The following is a 17,492-nucleotide window of genomic DNA, read 5'->3' as shown; positions in this document are numbered from 1 at the left end:
GGGGACGGCCATAGAGGCGTCGCGTTTCGACGGGTGTCGACCCTGTGGAGGTTGCCACCCATGGTTGCCCGTAAGAGCACCTTCCAGTTCCTCAATCTCAGCCATCAGAACCTGATCTCCGACGCTGTCCCGCTCGACGGTGTGTTCCCCCTACTGCCGCCGGTCTTCGAGCCTTTGAGTGGCGAGCCCGCCCTCTCCGACGGGGAGCCGCCCACCGCACTCGGCAGGGCCGTCATGGAGTGGTATGGCAAGGTCCACGGCCGTGCGCCCGAGGAGACCCCCGCCGGGCTCGTCCGGGCCATCGAGGCGGTGTCGATCAGCCGGGACAACGCCGAGGCTGTCCGTCGGGCGCAGTGGCGGCGCAACCACGCCGGGCTGCTGTCGGTTGCCCAGCTTCAGGTGTGCGTCCCTATGGTGCGCCCGGCCACCGTGCAGCCGCGCATGGCCGCCTCTGCCCAGAGGATCATGCGCGAGAAGTACCAGCGGTCGCTGATCCACGAGGTCGGTACCGGCCTGCGTGTCCAGGCGCGCTCCGCTCAACATCTGATCGACATCACCGAGGCGCAGAAGACGGTTCGCATCCCGCACGCATACGCGGGCGAGGCCGAGAAGGAGTTCGCCGACTCGCTCGCCCTCGAAGGGATCCGTGAGGAGGTCCGCGGATTCGCATACGACATGTTCGTGTCCGACGACGAGCGAGGCCACCTCGTTGAGACGGACGACGGCTGGACGCGGGTCAGTGTCGCTCAGTCCTTCATGGGCCAGCTGATGGGCCTGAATGCCGAACTGTCCACACTGCACTGGGAGAACGGCGATGGCACCCTGACCGTCCGCCCGCACACGCCCGACACTATCGAGGCGGCGTTCCGGGAACTGCGCTTCGAGGACGCTTCCTTCGCCGTGTGGCCAGCCGGCCGGACCAGTAACGCGGTACAGGCATGGCTCGACGGTGCCTCGCCGGAGGCGGAAGCCACTCTGCGCATGATGACGGCCCGGATGGATATCGGCATCGCCGTCCGGCCGTACCGCAGCAACAGCGACCACGACGTGGTCTACGCCGACATGGCCCGCTTCCACGTCAAGGGACAGAATCCGACCCTGTGGGGGAAGGCCGACGACGAGGCCTTCAAGGCCCGCACGGTCGTCAACGACCTCGTCCGCCGCGACTACCTCGCCGAGGAACAGCGGGACGTCTTCTTCGGCGACACAGAGGTGCCTTGGGCGGACGACCCGGCGCGCACCCCCTATCGCAGCCGAGTCGTGGCCACCACCCACGTCATGGTCTCCACGGTGGTGGACGACCCGGCGGTCGCCACCCGGTACGGCGTGGTCCGCGAGACGCTCAAGAGGCTGAGGGTGCCCAACTCGCCCCTGCAGGCGGCGACCACCACCGCCTCCCTGGCCGGCTTGGTCGCGGGTCTCGAAGGGGACGGCGAGATGGGCCAGTTCACTGCGGTGATCGCGCGCTCCTTCCGCAAGCCGGAGCTGCGCGACATCGGTCAGCACGACGGCAACTGGACCGAGCTGATCGAGCGGGACGTCGAGGCGATCGCCGCGGGAGCCCGACGGGAACTCGACGCGGCCGCGCACGCGCAGCGGGCCCCGCTCGGCGCGCACCAGCGAGCCCTCGCCATCCTCGCGCTCGTCGCCCACGCGGCGAACCCCGCCCTGCGTGACTACCGCAAGGCTGTCGGTACGAGCGCCGACGGCAGCCCTCGCACGGTCCGCTACCCGTCCTCCATGACCCTGACTGGCCGTGGCGGCCGTGGCGGTGTCATGAAGGTGGAGGCGGACGTCGTCGTCCTGAACGCGGCCCGCTCGCGCGAGGGCATCGACCAGCTCGAGGCGATCATCGCCGCAGCCAATGTCGAGGCCCCCTTCGTCCCGCTCGACCCGGCCAGTGGCGACGAGATGCTGGAGGAGTGGCTGCGGCAGCGGTGGGCGAACGCCGTCGGCACCGACGGTCGGCCCGTCGAACGGGGCGAGCGGGCAGCGGACGGCTACACGGGCTCCGCCGCCCTGGCCCCGGGACCCCGCACCGACGGTGCCGACCGTGGACCTGCCCTTACCTCCGGTGTGGCCGTCCCGCTGTGGTCGGACGCTCCGGCGGAGGGGGATCCGAGCGGAGCCAACTCGCTCTCGGACCCCGGAGAGTGGTCGAAGGCCATCATCGCCCTGGTCGACGACATCGATGCCCTGGCAGCTCACGCGAGCGTGCTCTCGGACGTCCCGGTGGACGCCGTTCGCGCAGGCGTTGAAGAGGAGGAATACGATCCCGAAGACCCCGATCTGCCCCGCATGATCGACGAATTCGGCATCGACCCCGAGGCGGAAGGCAGCACCGACGAGTCCATCGAGAATTTGCGCCGCTTCCTCCGGCAGGGCGTGATGGCCTACCTCAGGCAGCAGGCCCGCCGGTGACCGCCGTAGCGAACGAGAACGACCGCGCCACGGGCACAGTCGCCGTAGACGAGGACGGCCGGCCCGTCGTCCACCGGCCCGAGCACGTCACCGACCGGTGGTGGCAAGAGGTCGCCGCCCTGCTCCGGCCGACTGTGCACGGTACGCCCGCCACCGCGGTGACAGAGACCTCGGTCACAGTGCGCCGCGATCGGGCCCACGCGCTGCCCCGGCTGCTCGGACGTTATCCCGCAGCGTCCGCCAACTGGAGCTGGACCCCGGCCGCCGAGCGGCTGCGCGTGACTGGCGGCGACACGGCCGACGGACTGACCCGGCTGCTCGCCACAGGCGTCGCCGAACAGTCCGTCTGGCCGGCCGGACTCGACCTCCCGGCCCTGGGGTTCGTCCGGCTGCTGCGTCCTTTCCAACGCACGGCCGTGGCCCGGCTGGTCGCGGCCAGCGGCGGAGCGAACTTCTCCGTGCCGGGCTCGGGCAAAACCACCGTGGCGTATGCCGTGTTCACCGCGCTGCGGGCCCAAGGAGCGGCGCATGCCATGCTCGTGGTCGCGCCGCCGTCCGCATTCGAGGCATGGGTGGAGGAAGCCCGCGCTTGCTTCGCATCGGATCGGACGCCCTCCGTCGCCGTACGCCCCCAGGTCCTCGCGCGTACCGACACCGTCGTGGTGCTCAACTACGAGCGTCTCGGCGACCCGGTGATGCGCGCCGGGCTGGCTGGATGGTCCCGCGGTCGGAAGGTCCTCACCGTGTTCGACGAGGCACACCGTGCGAAGGCCGGCACGGCTTCCCGACGCGGTGCGGAGGCCGCGGAGCTCGCCCGCCATGCCGACGCGGCCATGGTCCTGACCGGCACTCCGATGCCCAACCGGCCCCGTGACCTGGAGGCCGTCTTCGACCTGGTGTGGCCGGGGCAGGGGCATCGACTCGTCCACGGCGACCTCGCCCATCTTCGGGACCGCGCCTACGTCCGCGCCACCAAGGACGACCTCGAACTCCCGCCGCTGCAGCTACGGGTGGAACGCATCGCGCTCGACGCTTCCCACCGCGCCCTGTACGACGCCATGTCCAATCGGGTGCGGCAGTGGGCGCAGGACGTCGGCGGGCCCAAGCGAGCCGCCTCGGGGGCGGTGGCGGCACAGGCGGGCCGCGCCCTGCTGAATCTGATCGCCGCCGCGGCCAACCCGGCCGCCGTCTTCGCCCCGGGGCGCCCGTGGTCGCTGCCATTGGAGGGGCCCGGCCATGCGGACCTGGCGTCTCTGGTGGCCGACCCCGTCAGGCACATCCGCCCGGCCAAGGTCCTCCGCGCCGCCCAGCTCGTGGCCGAGTACCGTGCCCGGGGCCGCAAGACCGTCGTCTGGTCGGGCTTCCTTGGCAATATCGAGGCGCTGACCGCGGCGCTGGCCTGGCACCGTCCGGCCGTCATCACGGGAGCCACACCGCTCGACGACTCGGCGGGCCGAGCCAACCGTCGTGCCCAGCTCGAACGCTTCCGTCACGACGACGACTGCTGGGCGCTGATCGCGACCCCGCAGACCCTGGGCGAGGGGGTCTCCCTGCACCTGGCGGCGAGCGACCAGGTCCACCTGGACCGCGGGTACGCCGCCGGCACCTGGCTCCAGGCCATCGACCGCACCCACCGCCTCGGCCTGCCCGCCGACGTCCACCCCACCTGCACCGTGCTGCTCGCCATGGACACCATCGACGAAAGGGTCAACGAGGTGCTCAACCGTAAGGTCGCCGCCTTGGCCGCAGCGCTGCGTGACCCTGCCCTTCAACCCGTCGCGGACCCGTGCCTGACAGACGGCGACATCGACGCGCTGCTCGGCGACATCGATGCGCTGCGCGAACTGCTGCGGCCATGGTGACAGGCGAGGCGGTACGCCGGGCGGACGTCGAGGGCCTTGCCGCGGCGCATGCCGGTGCCGAGCAGCAGCTCGTACAGCTGGTCGCCGCAGTGGGTGTGGTTGTGCCGCAGGAATGCGGTCCTGGGCGTGTTCACCAACCCGGCGCTGGAGGCGACCGTCGCGCTGGGCCAGGTGTTCTGGCTGGCCGACGCCAATGCCACCAGCCCGGAGCGGCTGTTCCTCGTCGCCGACCGAGCCTTGTCCGTCGCCGGTGACTTCGCCGACTTCGGCACCGAGGTGAGGGCTTTGAAGAAGCGCCTCGATGGCGAGGTGCGCTCTGGAGGGGGTGTCTGGTCCGGTTCCCGCGGCCGACTCGGCGGCGGGCCAACGTTTGCTGTGGCAGGCGGCCAATTTACTCGATTCTCGGGGCGGTTAGTGTGGGCGACGCACGGTGCCGACGGTCCGGGCCGCGGCGTTGGTTAGGGGAGCGAGGTAGGTCACGTGCGGCGCACGGGAGGGCAGCGGCAGGTCCAGCTCCGGTTGGCGCGACGTAGGCCAGCACCAGATCGGGTGCGGGCGCGGGTACGTGATAGCGCTGGTGGTGTGCCATCGAGGTGGAGTCGCATCGACTGGGCAACGGGTGGCGCGGTTGTCGGTGTCGTCGCGGGCATCGGGACGTTGCTGTTCACTGGTATTGCTACTTATTATGGGGCGAGGGTTTCAGCGGAACAGCTTGATCAATCGCGACAGGATGCTGAGCGTGAGGCCCGCGGGCAGGCATCGCGTATTTCCTACTGGGTTGACGACGTCGGTGTCCCGCTTGAATGGCGTTTGCACATTGTGAACCGTTCACCCGACCCGGTTTCTCAGGTCAAGGTGCTGGTGCTTCCGGATAAGGGTCAGAAGGGTAATTCTTCCAGGCTTGTGTGGTCGACTCTGGCGCCGTGCACTGAAGTTGTGGTGAAGGCGAGTGCCATTGGGGATACGAATAAGGAGACATTCTCGATCCCGGCGATGGCATTTTTAGATCGAGACGGGGTGCAGTGGAAGCGCACGCTTGACTTCCTGAAGCGCAGCAAGAAGTTCCCGGATACGGATGTTTCGCTAGTAATTCTGGATACTGAAGAAAAGCCGGCGGAGCAATGTAATGATAGCGTCAGATGATGGGCCTTGACTCAATCTTTTAGCGGCCGGTGTCGAATGTGCGTCGAACTTGATCACTCGGTCCGGTGGTTGCCGTATGCGGAAGCGGGCTTCGTCTGAACCTGTGCGCCGACCAAGGAGCACATACGTCCCGCACGGAGGCCGTAAGAGCCCGTAACACCTCTGCTGGCCTGGCCGCCGAGTTCGGTGAGGACCGCGGCGCGACCAGCTGTCACCTGCGGCAACTGGCCCGGTTCGGATTCAACACCGGTCCGTCGCCGGCCGACCGGCGCAAGACGGGCAGCAAACACCATCTGATCTGCGACGGACGCGGCACCCCGCTCAAGGTCATCACCACTGCGGCGAACGTCATTGACGTCACCCAGACTCTCGCCTTGGTCGACGGCATTCCGCCTGTCGCGCGACGGCCTGGCCGACCCCGCAGACGTCCTTGTACCTGGGTTGCGCTTCTGCCTCTCTTCGCACTTACATCGAGTCCCGCGCAGATGGCTGCCATCGGTGCTGCCTGCGCGTTCATCGGAACGTTGTGGAACGCCGTGATCATCACCTACACAACCGTCCTGGTTCCCAACGAGCTACTTGGGCGCGTCACTAGCGCGGCGATGACCCTGTCCTCGGGGGGTCATGCCGCTGGCCTGTGCCAGCTGTTTCGTCGTCCGCTCGGGTGAAGCCTGGATCGGCCACCCCGGCCAGTGGGTCCGTAGGGACGGGGAGCACCCGACCAGCGCGTCGGCCCCCCGCCCGCACGAGGATCGATGTCCTGCGCCCGTGACGTCGTCGCCGTCCGGCACGGCGCGGGCGGATCCATCGGTCTCGATGCCGGAGGCCTCGGCACCGGCGCGCCGTGGGCAGTGCAGTTGCGGCGCTGCCCACGGCGCCGTCGCCACGGAAGGCGAGCAGGCTGCCCATACCCGCGCCGACGATTGCTGCGGCGGCGAGAACGATCGCGACGGCCCGACGCCGGGAGGACCTGACGGGGGTTTGGTCTGGTTCGGGCCAGGCAGGGTCGTTGACGGCGGGTACGGACCACTGGGCTTGCCTCAGGAATGCGGCCGCCTGGGTGGGGTTCTAGCAACCGTTTCGCTCAATGAAGCCGGAGATGGTCCGTGTTCCGCCCGTGAACGTGCTTGTGGCCTGAAAGAAGTTGCCAGCGGGTTGTCCAAAACGGCTCCGAACTCCGGCCTTTTGGGGGTGTCTACGCACCGCATGGAGGAGTGGGGATGTTCGCCGGACTGATCGAAGTGGCGGGGGGCGGTAACTCGACTCGGTCGAACCCTTGAGGCGCGTGCCGCCGAGCCGGGCTGCTGTCGTCACGCGGCTGCGGACAAGGCACCGATCGGCCAGGGGGCTGAACACAGACTGATCCCCAAGCCGGCTCGTCAGATGCCGTCCGGACACCGACCGGAGAGTCGGCGACAGATGCCGACCGCGATTGGTGCGGGCCGCCTCAGCGCTGTGATCGTCCCGGTCGATCCGTATGACTCCGACCGGGTTCCTGATGTCACGTGGCGTGGCACTTTCTTGCGCAGTCCGGGATGCTGGCCTTCCTCGTACGCAGTGGCGGCGAGCGAAGGCAATTGCTCGACATCTGCAACCCTCCGGTGCAGCTCGGGCATGGTGGCGGGCTGGGCGTTTTGAACCCGCGTCGGGTTACTCGCAGTGCCATCCTCGGGGGTTCCTTGGACCATTTCCTGTGTGGCGAGGCGGATGGGCTGCTTGCAGCAGCAGGGGGCCGCGGCAGTCCGAGAAGGCCAAGTAGTTAGGGGGATGGCGCTCGTAGCGATAGTTCAGCCGACGCTAGCCGGACAGTCAGGGGATGGCCCGCTCGATCACCCGCCCGCGGCGGCCCGGTCGTTGACCGGACTCGATGACCTCGCGGGCGCTCCGGACGCCAACGCGCCTGCTGCGCAACCGTCTTCAATGGGTCTCGGTCGCCGTGGGCCGTGTCGGCTTGCAGGCGTCGGCCTGTTCGAGATCGAAGGTGGCCTGGCGCTCGCGCACTCGATGGTGCTGAGCGCCGACAGGTCCGATCAGCTGGTTCGCCGCGGTGACCGCCTTGGCAAACAGCTTCGCGCTGAGCACGGAAGGAACTCGCTGAGGTCATGCTGGCCACTGCGGAACGGGTCGCCTGGTTCAACCACCCGGGGGACACCGGCCTCGTCGGAGAGCTGCCGGAGCCGGTCCAGGACGGTTCTGGGCCGCAGGGGCCGGCCGTCGGGCCGGCAGAATACCAGCCCGGCGAACGGACCGCCGGGGGACGTGTGGGTGCTGGCGCGGGCCCGGTGGCGGAGGGCGGCGGCGACGCGCGGCGAGATCGCGACCCAGTTCCTACTGGAGCGGGTCTTCGGCGTAGTGATGACGAGCCGGTTGTTGTCGTTGGCGGAGAGTGTGCAGCGCACGTACAGCACCCGTTCGGTGAGGTGGACGTCGTCCCAGTGCAGGCCGAGGGCCTCGCCCTTGCGCAGGCCGGTTCCGATGAGGAACTCGAACAGGTCGGCCAGGTCCGGGTCGGTGCGGTGGCAGTGCCGCAGGAAGCGCACCGCCTGGTCGGCGGTCCAGATCTGGCGTTCCGGCGCGGGTGGTCGGCGCAGGGCCGGTGGGCTTGCGGGGCTGTGGGCGAGGCGGTGCTGGCGGACCGCGTCGCCCAGGGCGCTGGAGAGGGTGGCCAGGCAGCGGTAGAGGGTGGTGCGGCCGCGGCCGGCGGCGAGCTCGCGGGTGACGAAGGCGCTGATGTGCCGGTGCCTGAGCTCGTCCAGCTTCAGGCTGCCGAGGGCGGGGACGAGATCGTTGTGCACGTAGTCCCGGTAGCGGGCCATGGTGGTCGGCTTGAGCACCAGCGCCTTGGCCGCCAGCCAGGTGTGCAGGTAGTCGGCGACGGTCTGGTTCGGGTCGGCGTTGAATCCGCCGGCTTCGCCCTCCAGGAACGTTCGGAGCGCGGCCTCGGCGTCGTTGTGGCTGGTGAACCCCCCCGCGCCGGACGGTCGTCCGGCGGTGGTCGGGAGCGGGGATGTCGACCGCGAAGGTCCACGTCCCGTGGTGATTGTCGGTGCGCAGGCGCGGGCAGCGCGCCCCGAGCTGGCGGCGGTGGGTGTCCCGGCAGCCGCACCTGCGGTAGACGCGGCCGCGGTCGGTGGTGGTGCGCATGAAGATCGCCTCCAGGGCGCGGAGGGAAGGGCCGACACCTCCAGTCTCGTGCGACCGCATGCGACCACCACGCCCGCCCTGCCTGCCGCGACCAGGGCGTTTCCCTTGGCCGCGCGCCAAGTGCGGCAGCTTGGGAACAGTGGAGTCTCCCACCCCGGGAGCTGTCCACCATTGAGTACCAGCAGGTTCTTGGTCTGCTGGTGTTACACGGTGCACGTGGCCTTGAACAGCGCAAATGCGAGACGTGAGGGGACGCTGGCCTACCTTGGTCCGTGTATGGTCCGGATCTTGGATTGAGCGGCCGCGGTCGGGCCTCGCGGGATCAGCCGGGACGGGCGGTGGTCATCCCCGCGGGTGCAGGCAGTAGATCCGGGCCGCCACCCTCGTCGACATCCCGGCGGGAGACCATCCCCGCGGGTGCGGGGAGCACCAGGTCGTCGTCTCGCCTTTACCCGGATCGGCAGCCCGCATGTTGGAACAGTTACACACCCGGGCGACTCCTACCGAACCCCGTCGCTGACAGTTATTCAATTACAGGCCCCGGCGGTGCCGGAGTACTGGCGCTGCACACCGGCGGAGGTGGTGCCCTTCTTGACGAAGCCGGTGTCGTCGATGATGAGGAGGCCGAGCACCGTCACGGCGCGGTCTTCGGGGGCACCGAACGGGGCGAACTCGTCGGCAGCTTCGGCTGCTCGGAGGTGTGCTTCTGCTGCCTTCGCGCGGGCCCGGTAGACCGTGACCAGGGCCCACGCGGCCCGGCGCTCACGGGCGAGGCCGAGAAGCCGTTGCCACTGCCGCCCTATCCGCTAACATAGAATAATTAGATAGATGAATACTCTAGTCTGGCGAGGAGCGGCCGTGGACTTCGGGCTGACCGACGAACAGGACCTGTTGCGCGCGACGGCACGGCAGTTCGTCGCCGACGTGTGCCCGGCCGAGAAGGCCAAGCAGTGGGACGAGGAGGGCGTCGTACCGCCCGAGCTGTTTCGGGGGATGGCCGACCTCGGGTGGTTCTCGCTCCCGTTCGCCGAGGACGAGGGCGGTGACGGCGGCGGGCCGCTCGAACTCATCCTGATCGCCGAGGAGCTCGGGCGGGCCAGTTTCGACGTCGCCATGTGCTACATCGGGGTGCTCATCCCCGGAATCACGGTGTTCCGGTGGGGCAACGAGGCGCAGCGCGACTTCATCCGCGAGCAGGTGATGACGGGCCGCCACCGGCTCGCCGTCGGCCTCAGTGAGCCGGACAGCGGGTCCGACGCCGCGGCGCTGCGCACCACCGCCGAGGACCACGGGGACAACTTCCTGGTCCGCGGCCAGAAGGCGTGGTGCACGGGTGGCGGCCTGCCAGACACGACCATTGCCACGTACGTGCGGACGGGGCCCCGCGAGCCCAAGCACGGCGGCATCAGCCTGCTGCTCGTCGATCCCGCGACCGAGGGCGTCGAGGTGCGCCGGACGCCGACGCTGGCCCGGCACATCCTGGGCACCAACGAGGTCTTCTTCAACGACGCCCTGGTGGCGAAGGAGAACCTCGTCGGCCCGCGCGACGAGGGCTGGAAGGTGATGCTCTCCAACATCGAGCTGGAGAAGGTGATCATCAGCGGGGGCTATCTGGGCGCTGCTCAGGCCACTCTCGACGAGATGCTCGAATACGCCCGCACCCGGCACGCCTTCGGCCGCCCGGTCGGCACCTTCCAGGCGCTCGCCCACGCCATGGCCGACCTGCAGACCGAGATCGACTCCGCCCGGCTGCTCGCCTACCGGGCCGCCTGGCTGCTCGCCCAGGGCAAGCCGTGCACTCGGGAAGGGTCGATGGCGAAACTGAAGGGTTCGGAGACGTACGTGGCGGCCGCCCGGCTCGGGATGCAGGTCTGCGCGGGGCACGGCTTCTCGACGGAGAGCGTGATGAGCTTCCGCTACCGGGAGTCGATCGTGGCCACGATCTCCGGGGGCACGAGTCAGATCCAGCGCAACGGCATCGCCCGCAGCATGGGGCTGCGGTCCTACTGAGCCTCGCCGTCCCGGCCGGTCATTCCTTGTGAGCTCCGCCGTCCTGATCAGCCAGCCACTCCTTGTGCCGTGCGAAGTGGCCCTGGTCCCGGGTCACCCAGATCCCGGAGGCCCGGGCCAGCACGGCCCGCGTCGGCAGCAGCACCATCTCGCCCGCGATGTACCAGCGCCTGCCCTCCCGCTTCTCCACCCAGGCCCGGACCTCCAGCGGCCGCTGAACCGGCACCGGCTTCACGAAGCTCACGGTCAGTTCCGCCGTCACGCTCAACACCCGGTGGAGCAGCGGCAGATGGCCGAGACAGTCGTCCAGGACGGCCGCGGTCCAGCCGCCGTGCGCGACATCGGGCCCACCCTCCTGGTCACGCGGGCAGGACAGCTCGAACCACGCCGTCCCGTCCTCGTCGAGCCGCTCGTGCTCCACTCCCAGTCGGCAGGAACCAGCGGCGCGGCACGCCCCGCACAGGGCCACCCCGCCAGGGGTTCGGGGCGGCTCCTGGAAGTCCGCACCCGCCCAGGGCCCCGTCGGTGACGTCGTGGACATGGTGTGACTCCTCTTGTCGGGCATCGGAGTGTCAGACATCGGCAAGCAGCGGGCGCAGCTTCCCGGCGATGAGCTGGACCTGGCGGGCCACCGTCTCCTCGGGCATTCCGGCCAGCGAGGCCCACAGGAACACGCCTTCGACCGGCAAGCCTGCCACGTACGCCTTGACGGCATCAGCGGTCTCCTGCGGTGTGCCGTACAGGAACTGTCCGACACCGGTCGCGCTCAGCCCCGTCTCCCGCCACTTCTCGGGGTCGATGGGGCGGGGGGCCGGCTGGTCGGTTCCCTCCACCATGTACCGGCGGTAGCTGTCCCACTGGTACGAGAGGTGCTTCCCGACGACCGGCCAGTCGGCCTCCGGGTCCTCGGTGACGAACGTGGTGAACGAGCCCTGCATACGGGCCGCCGAGACGTCGTACCCGCTCTCCGCGAGCCCTTCCCGGTACGGCGTCAGCAGTGCCGGGTTGAGCGACAGCAGCCCCGTGCCGAGCCGGCCGGCCCGCCGGGCGCCCTGCGGGCCCTGGTAGCCGAGCCAGATCGGCAGCGGATCCTGGACCGGGCCGGGGGTGACCAGGGATTCGGCCCACAGGCCGCGGATCTCCCGTACGCGTTGGTCGGTCGTGGTATACCGCTTGGCGAGGTCGGCTCCGTACAGCCGGTACTCGGGCACCCGGTAGCCGGTGCCGAGCCCGAGGTCCAGGCGGCCGTCGCTGATGATGTCCACGATCGCGGCCTGTTCGGCGATCTCGGGGGCCGCGTGCAGCGGTGCGGGGATGACCGCGGTGCCCAGGCGGACCCGGCGGGTGCGGGCGGCGGCCGCTGCTGCCATGGTGAGCGGCTGGGGGAGATAGCCGTCCTCGAAGCCGTGGTGCTCGGAGAACCAGACCGAGTCGAGGCCGAGGCGGTCCGCCTCCTCGCACATCTCCAGGGCGAACCCGTAGACCCGGGACCAACTCTGCCGCCAGGGCGGGGGATTGCGCAGGTCGAAGTAGATGCCGACTCTCATGAGCGGCCACCTCCCTTTGTGTTGTCGGCCAGTCGCATCGTCGCGTGGGCGACGGCCGCTCCGTCCCCGGGCGGCAGCAGCCGTACCGGGCGCAGTTCCAGTGCCTCGATCTCGGGGAGGTCCTCGACCATCGCCGAGATCCGCAGGACGGTCTCCTCAAGCGCAGCCAGGTCCACGCCGGGGCCGCCCGCCCGGCCGTCCAGCAGCGGGGCCGCCCTCAGTGAGCGGACCATCTCGCGGGCGTCGCGGTCGCTGAGGGGGGTGACGCGGTGTGCGACATCCTCCATGAGGTCGGCGTAGTCCCCGGTGAGGCCGAAGGCGACCACCGGGCCGAAGACCGGGTCGGCGCGGACGGTGACGAACGCGTCCAGCCCGGGGCCCGGTTCGCTGTCGCGTACGGCGATTCCGTACGAGGCGAGCAGCTCGGCGGCGACCGCTGCGGGGACCGGGCCGGCAGCGGAGGAGGCGATCAGCGACCGGGCGCGCTCGGCGTCGATTCCCGGGAGGTCCGGTACGACGCCCGCGGGGGTGCTGCGCCAGGCCTGGTAGGCCGCCGCGTGTCCGAGCGAGGTGGCCGCCGCCTCGGGGAACGTGTACGTCGGTACCACCAGGTCGCCTCGGTGCAGGAGATCGGCGACGCCCGCGCCGCCCAGGAAACTGGCCAGCACGGGTTTGTCGGGTCGGGTCGCGGCCGCGTCGAGGATCGCCGACGCCACCTCGTCGGGCTTGTCCGCCAGCGGCGGCATGAACAGGACGACGGCCGCGTCGATGTCATCGTCCGCCAGGACGGCGTCCAGCGCCTGCCGGTAGTGGGCGGCCGTGGCGGTGGGCGTCAGGTCGATCGGGTTGGAGACGTCCGCATGGGACGCGAGGGCTGAACGGAGCGTCTGCCGGGTGCGCTCACCGAGCGCGGGCACGCACAGGCCGCTCGCCGCGCACGCTCCGACCGTCAGTGCCGCAGGGCCGCCCGCGTTGGTGATCACGGCGACCCGGTTGCCGGGCGGGGGAGGCTGGTGGGCGAGCAGCAGGGCGACGTCGAACAGCTCTTGGAGACTGCGGGTGCGGATCACGCCGGACTGGGCGAACAGCGAGCTCACGGCCGAGTCCGCATGACCCGGGTGGACCGCGACGATCGGTTTGCGCGGCGCGATGCGGCGGGCGACGCGGGCGAACCGGCGTGGATTGCCGAAGGTCTCGACGTGCAGCAGGATCACCGAGGTCCCCGGGTCCTCCTCCCACCACTGGAGCAGGTCGTTGGTCGACACGTCCACGGCGTGGCCCACCGACACGAAGCCGGAGAAGCCGAGCCGCAGCCGCCGGGCGAAGTCGAGCACCGCCAGCCCGAGCGGCCCGGACTGGCTGGACATCGCCACCCGGCCGGGCGTCGGCAGAGCGGGCGAGAAGGTCGCGGCCAGCCGCGCCGCGGGCGTCGTGTTGACCACGCCCATGCAGTTCGGGCCCACCAGCCGCATGCCGGAGGCACGGGCGAAACGGGCCAGCTCCAGCTCGGCCGCACGCCCTTCGACTCCTGTCTCACCGAAACCGGTCGAGACGACGACCACCGCCTTGACGCCGACGTCCGCACACTCCCGTACGACATCGGGCACAGCCTCGGCCCGCACGGCGACCAGCGCCAGATCCGGCGGCTCGGGAAGGTCCCGGACACTGGGGTACGCCCGCGCCCCCGCGATCTGCTCGGCCCGCGGGTTGATGGGGAACACGCTGCCGCCGAAGCCGCCTCGCAGCAGGTTGGCGACGATCTCGTGACCGATCGTCAGGGGGGTGCGATTGGCGCCGATGACGGCGACCGACCGCGGTTCTAGCAGCGGCCGCAGGGAGCGTCGTACGGCCGTGTGCTCGCGGCGCTCGGCCCGGGCCACGGCCTGGGCCTGCGGGTCGATGGCGATCTCGAAGTGGATGATCTGGCCCGGCGGACCGGCCTCGATCCGGTAGCCGGAGCCGAGGAACACGTTGATCATCCGGGTGTTGTCCGCGAGGACGTCGGCCTTCAGCACCCGGATACCCCGCGCGCGTGCGGCGGCGGCGATGTGCTCCAGGAGCAGCCTGCCGAACCCCTCGCTCTGGTGGTCGTCCCGGATGGTGAACGTGACCTCGGCGTGTTCCGGTTCCTCGGGGTCGCGGACGTAGCGCACCAAGCCGGCGATCTCGTCGCCGGCCAGGGCGACGAGCGCCAGCTCGTTGAGGTAGTCCACGTGGGCGCCGCGCCGGATGACGTCGTCGCGGGCGCGGACCACCGGGCCGAGGGAGCGGTAGGCCAGGGTGGCCCGGGACAGGCTGCCGACGAAGGCGACCAGACGGTCGGCGTCCTGTGGCCGGATGGGGCGGACGAAGGTCGACCGCCCGGTCCTGACGAGTCCGGGCCGTTCCAGGTCCTCGGGGTACGGGGGAGTGGTCACCGGTGTTCCGCCGTCGGCGCCGCTCAGACGGCCGCCTCCTGGGGAGTCTGCTCCGGCAGGCGGAAGAGCTCGTTGAAGGTGCCGCGCGTGACGCGCTCACGGACGTCGTCCGGCACGCCGTCGAACAGCTCGTGGAGCGTGGACTGGGTGTGACCGTAGGTGCCTTCCAGGTGGGGGTAGTCGTCGCCCCACATCACATTGCGGTAGCCGGTCGACTCGACGATCTCCACCGAGCTCCTGTCGTGCTGGAAAGAGGCGTACACCTGCTGCCTGACGATCTCGCTGGGCAGCCGGCTCAGCTTGGGCCGGACGAATATGCCGTGCTGGCGGTACGCCTCGTCCATCCGGTCGCCGATGATCGGCACCCAGCCGGCGCCGCCCTCCGCGATGAGGATCTTCAGGTCGGGATGGCGGTCCAGGGCGCCGCCCGCGACCATGTGGGACACCACCCGCATGCCCGGGTAGGTCGTCTCCATGTAGTTGACGACCGCGCCGCCGGGCCCGCGGAAGACGACGTTCTGCGCGCCCGTGCCGATGTGGAAGCCGACCACCAGACCTGCCCGCTCGACCGCCGTCCACAGCGGCTCCCAGCGTTCGAGGGCGTACTCCTCACCCGGTCGTGTCGAGCACGGCAGGAAGACCGCCTGGAAGCCCAGCTCCGCCACCCGCTCGACCTCGGCGACCGCGTCCTCGATGTCGGCCGTCGAGACGCAGGCGGTGGTGATGACGCGCTTGTTCTTGCGGAGGATCTCGTCGTGTGCCCAGTCGTTCCACGCCCGTACGGTCTCCCGGGCGAGCTCGCGATCGGTGATCGAAACGAGCCAGAACCCCATGGAGGGGAAGGCCAGTTGGCCCCACACACCTTCCTGGTCGAGATCCTTGAGCCGGACCTTCAGATCCCAGGCGCCCGGCGGGCGCATGGCGTCCATGAAGTCGCCGAGCTGGCGGTCGATGCGTTCGCCGTCGATGTAGAGCATCTCGTACTTGTCGCCACGCTCGCTGCGCGGCGCCCTGGCGCCGAGCCGCGCGGGCAGCCTCTCGGTCCACACGTCGGCGGGTTCCATCACATGGGAGTCCCCGGAGTTGACCCAGATCTTCGTCATGACACTCCTTCGGATCAATGGATGTAATCAGTTAGCGATTTTAGTTGTATTGGGCGACGGAAGGGAAGGCCGGACGGTGCGAGATCAGCTCCGGCGCCGCTCGATCTCGTCCACCAGCTGCGGCAGCACCTCGAAGAGATCCCCGACGACGCCGTGGTCGGCGAGCTCGAAGATCGGGGCGTCGGCGTCCTTGTTGACGGCGACGATGGTTTTCGACGTCTGCATGCCCGCCCGGTGCTGGATCGCGCCGGAAATGCCGGCGGCGAGGTAGAGCTGCGGGGAGACCTGGGTCCCTGTCTGGCCGACCTGATGACTGTGCGGGTACCAGCCCGCGTCCACGGCCGCACGGGACGCCCCGACGGCCGCGCCGAGCGCGTCGGCGACCCGCTCGATGAGGGTGAAGTTCTCGGCACCGTTCACGCCGCGACCGCCGGAGACCACGATGTCGGCCTCCGTCAGCTCGGGCCGGTCGCCGCGCTCCCGGGATGTGCGGGACAGGACCCTGACGGCGGCGGAAGCCGGGCCGAAGGTGATGTCCTGCTTCTCGATGACGGGGTCGGCGGGGGCGGGCTCGGGTGCGGTGGCGTTCGGCTTGACCGTGATCACCGGAACGCCCTGGGTGACATGCGCCGTGACCTGGTATGTCGCCGCGAACACCGACTGCTCGGTGACCGGGCCGTCCGGCCCCGCGGTGATGTCGACGGCATCGGTGATGAGCCCGGAGCCGAGCCGGAGCGCGACTCGTGCGGCGGTCTCCTTGCCGTCCGCCCCGGACGGCAGAAGGATCGCCGCCGGGCCGGCACCCTCGGCGATCTGCGTAAGGGCGTCGACGGCCGGGGTGACGAGGTACTCGTCGATCTCGGGGGAGTCCACGACGTAGATCTTCTGTGCGCCGTACCGGCCGAGGGCCTCGGTCGCGGCGTCCGCGCCCGGCCCAAGGAAGACGGCCGAGGGCTCGCCCAACCGGCGGGCCAGGGTGAGCAGTTCGAGGGTCGGCTTGCGTACGACACCGTCGACGTGGTCGACGAGGACGAGGATCTCGGCCACGGTGATGCAACTCCTTCGGCACGGCGGTCAGATGAACTTCTTGGTGGTGAGGAACGAGGCCAGTCCGGCGCCGCCCGTCCCCTCGTCGGCGACGATCTCCCCCTTGGTGCGCGGCGGGCGCCTGGTCGCGGTGTCCACGGCCGATCGCGCGCCGACCGGGCCGACCTGCGCGGGCTCGACCCCGAGGTCGGCGAGGTCGAGGGTCTCCAGCGGCTTCTTCTTCGCGGCCATGATCCCCTTGAAGGAGGGGTAGCGGGCGTCGCCGGAGTGGTCGGTCACCGAGACGACGGCCGGCAGGGTGCCCTGGATACGTAGTGTCGCGCCGTCGCCGTCGCGGCGGCCCGTCACCGTGCCATCCTCGACCGCCAGTTCTTCGAGGTGGGTGACGGCCGGAACGCCGAGCCGCTCCGCCAGCAGCGCCGGTACGACGCCCATGGTGCCGTCCGTCGAGGCCATCCCGCACAGGACGAGATCGAAGCCGTGCCGCTCGATCGCCCTGGCCAGGACGAGTGACGTACCGAAGGCGTCGCTGCCCTCGATGTCCTCGTCACTCACGTGGACAGCCGAGTCGCCGCCCATGGCCAGCGCCTTGCGCAGGGCGTCGCGCGCGTCGTCGGGTCCGACGGTGAGATAGCTGATTTCGGCCTCGACGTCCGACTCGGCGATCCGCAGGGCCTGCTCGACGGCGTACTCGTCGAGTTCGGACAGCAGTGAGTCGACCGACGCGCGGTCGGTGGTGCCGGCCTCGGTGAAGGTGCGGTCCGCCCTGGCGTCGGGGACGTGCTTCACGCAGACAAC

The 17,492-nt window shown here is 70.0% G+C and carries 13 protein-coding genes and 1 pseudogene; 6 read left to right on the top strand and 8 right to left on the bottom strand.

Annotated features, from left to right (window positions below; all coding sequences use genetic code 11):
- Positions 1-60 precede the first annotated feature (60 nt).
- From ACTWQR_RS30855 to ACTWQR_RS30835, 5 genes are all read left to right on the top strand, one after another.
- Entirely contained in the window at positions 61-2,421 is a 2,361-nt protein-coding gene (locus tag ACTWQR_RS30855; RefSeq protein WP_443230488.1) for a hypothetical protein, read from the top strand.
- Positions 2,418-4,283: an SNF2-related protein gene (locus ACTWQR_RS30850; protein WP_443230487.1), complete on the top strand. Its 1,866-nt coding sequence runs from the start codon at positions 2,418-2,420 to the stop codon at positions 4,281-4,283. Before ACTWQR_RS30855 ends, ACTWQR_RS30850 begins: the two co-directional genes overlap by 4 nt.
- A gap of 126 nt (positions 4,284-4,409) precedes the next feature.
- Positions 4,410-4,745 carry a hypothetical protein gene (locus ACTWQR_RS30845; protein ID WP_443230486.1) on the top strand — a complete coding sequence of 112 codons (336 nt, stop codon included), beginning with the start codon at positions 4,410-4,412 and terminating at the stop codon, positions 4,743-4,745.
- A 120-nt stretch (positions 4,746-4,865) separates the two neighbouring features.
- Positions 4,866-5,426, top strand: a complete 561-nt coding sequence (locus tag ACTWQR_RS30840; protein ID WP_443230485.1) for a hypothetical protein — start codon at positions 4,866-4,868, stop codon at positions 5,424-5,426.
- A 65-nt stretch (positions 5,427-5,491) separates the two neighbouring features.
- Positions 5,492-6,094: a transposase gene (locus ACTWQR_RS30835; protein WP_443230484.1), complete on the top strand. Its 603-nt coding sequence runs from the start codon at positions 5,492-5,494 to the stop codon at positions 6,092-6,094.
- A gap of 1,362 nt (positions 6,095-7,456) precedes the next feature.
- Here the strand turns inward: ACTWQR_RS30835 and ACTWQR_RS30830 are convergent.
- A complete protein-coding gene (locus ACTWQR_RS30830; RefSeq protein ID WP_443230483.1) occupies positions 7,457-8,608 on the bottom strand; it encodes a site-specific integrase in 1,152 nt (383 codons plus the stop codon).
- Positions 8,609-9,109: 501 nt separating this feature from the next.
- A pseudogene (locus ACTWQR_RS30825) lies at positions 9,110-9,196 on the bottom strand (transposase); the annotation flags it as partial.
- Between the two features lie 202 nt (positions 9,197-9,398).
- Here ACTWQR_RS30825 and ACTWQR_RS30820 point away from each other — a divergent pair.
- On the top strand, positions 9,399-10,580 hold the full coding sequence (locus tag ACTWQR_RS30820; RefSeq protein WP_443230482.1) for an acyl-CoA dehydrogenase family protein: 1,182 nt from the start codon (positions 9,399-9,401) through the stop codon (positions 10,578-10,580).
- Between the two features lie 19 nt (positions 10,581-10,599).
- On the opposite strand, the gene ACTWQR_RS30815 is transcribed toward ACTWQR_RS30820, so the two are convergent.
- The 6 genes from ACTWQR_RS30815 to ACTWQR_RS30790 form a co-directional block, all read right to left on the bottom strand.
- Positions 10,600-11,121: a PaaI family thioesterase gene (locus tag ACTWQR_RS30815; protein ID WP_443230481.1), complete on the bottom strand. Its 522-nt coding sequence runs from the start codon at positions 11,119-11,121 to the stop codon at positions 10,600-10,602.
- 31 nt (positions 11,122-11,152) lie between these two features.
- Positions 11,153-12,127, bottom strand: coding sequence for an LLM class flavin-dependent oxidoreductase (locus ACTWQR_RS30810; RefSeq protein ID WP_443230480.1), 975 nt, complete (start codon positions 12,125-12,127; stop codon positions 11,153-11,155).
- Complete coding sequence (locus ACTWQR_RS30805) at positions 12,124-14,544, bottom strand: bifunctional acetate--CoA ligase family protein/GNAT family N-acetyltransferase (protein WP_443230479.1); 2,421 nt, start codon at positions 14,542-14,544, stop codon at positions 12,124-12,126. Before ACTWQR_RS30805 ends, ACTWQR_RS30810 begins: the two co-directional genes overlap by 4 nt.
- A gap of 23 nt (positions 14,545-14,567) precedes the next feature.
- A complete protein-coding gene (locus tag ACTWQR_RS30800; protein WP_443230478.1) occupies positions 14,568-15,647 on the bottom strand; it encodes an amidohydrolase family protein in 1,080 nt (359 codons plus the stop codon).
- A gap of 84 nt (positions 15,648-15,731) precedes the next feature.
- Positions 15,732-16,694 (bottom strand): electron transfer flavoprotein subunit alpha/FixB family protein, encoded by a 963-nt coding sequence (locus tag ACTWQR_RS30795; RefSeq protein WP_443230477.1) that lies wholly within the window; start codon positions 16,692-16,694, stop codon positions 15,732-15,734.
- A gap of 27 nt (positions 16,695-16,721) precedes the next feature.
- Positions 16,722-17,483, bottom strand: coding sequence for an electron transfer flavoprotein subunit beta/FixA family protein (locus ACTWQR_RS30790; RefSeq protein ID WP_443230503.1), 762 nt, complete (start codon positions 17,481-17,483; stop codon positions 16,722-16,724).
- Positions 17,484-17,492 lie beyond the last annotated feature (9 nt).

The sequence above is a fragment of the Streptomyces sp. 2A115 genome (assembly GCF_052245575.1).
Taxonomy (GTDB): Bacteria; Actinomycetota; Actinomycetes; order Streptomycetales; family Streptomycetaceae; genus Streptomyces.
The sequence above is the reverse complement of the archived record's forward strand: the minus strand, read 5'-3'. Positions and strand labels throughout refer to the sequence as shown.

Bases quoted from the DNA above. Each gene is read 5' to 3' on its own strand.
- ACTWQR_RS30855 (WP_443230488.1), top strand. From the start codon at position 61: ATGGTTGCCCGTAAGAGCACCTTCCAGTTCCTCAATCTCAGCCATCAG.
- ACTWQR_RS30820 (WP_443230482.1), top strand. From the start codon at position 9,399: ATGAATACTCTAGTCTGGCGAGGAGCGGCCGTGGACTTCGGGCTGACC.
- ACTWQR_RS30815 (WP_443230481.1), bottom strand. From the start codon at position 11,121: ATGTCCACGACGTCACCGACGGGGCCCTGGGCGGGTGCGGACTTCCAG.
- ACTWQR_RS30810 (WP_443230480.1), bottom strand. From the start codon at position 12,127: ATGAGAGTCGGCATCTACTTCGACCTGCGCAATCCCCCGCCCTGGCGG.
- ACTWQR_RS30800 (WP_443230478.1), bottom strand. From the start codon at position 15,647: ATGACGAAGATCTGGGTCAACTCCGGGGACTCCCATGTGATGGAACCC.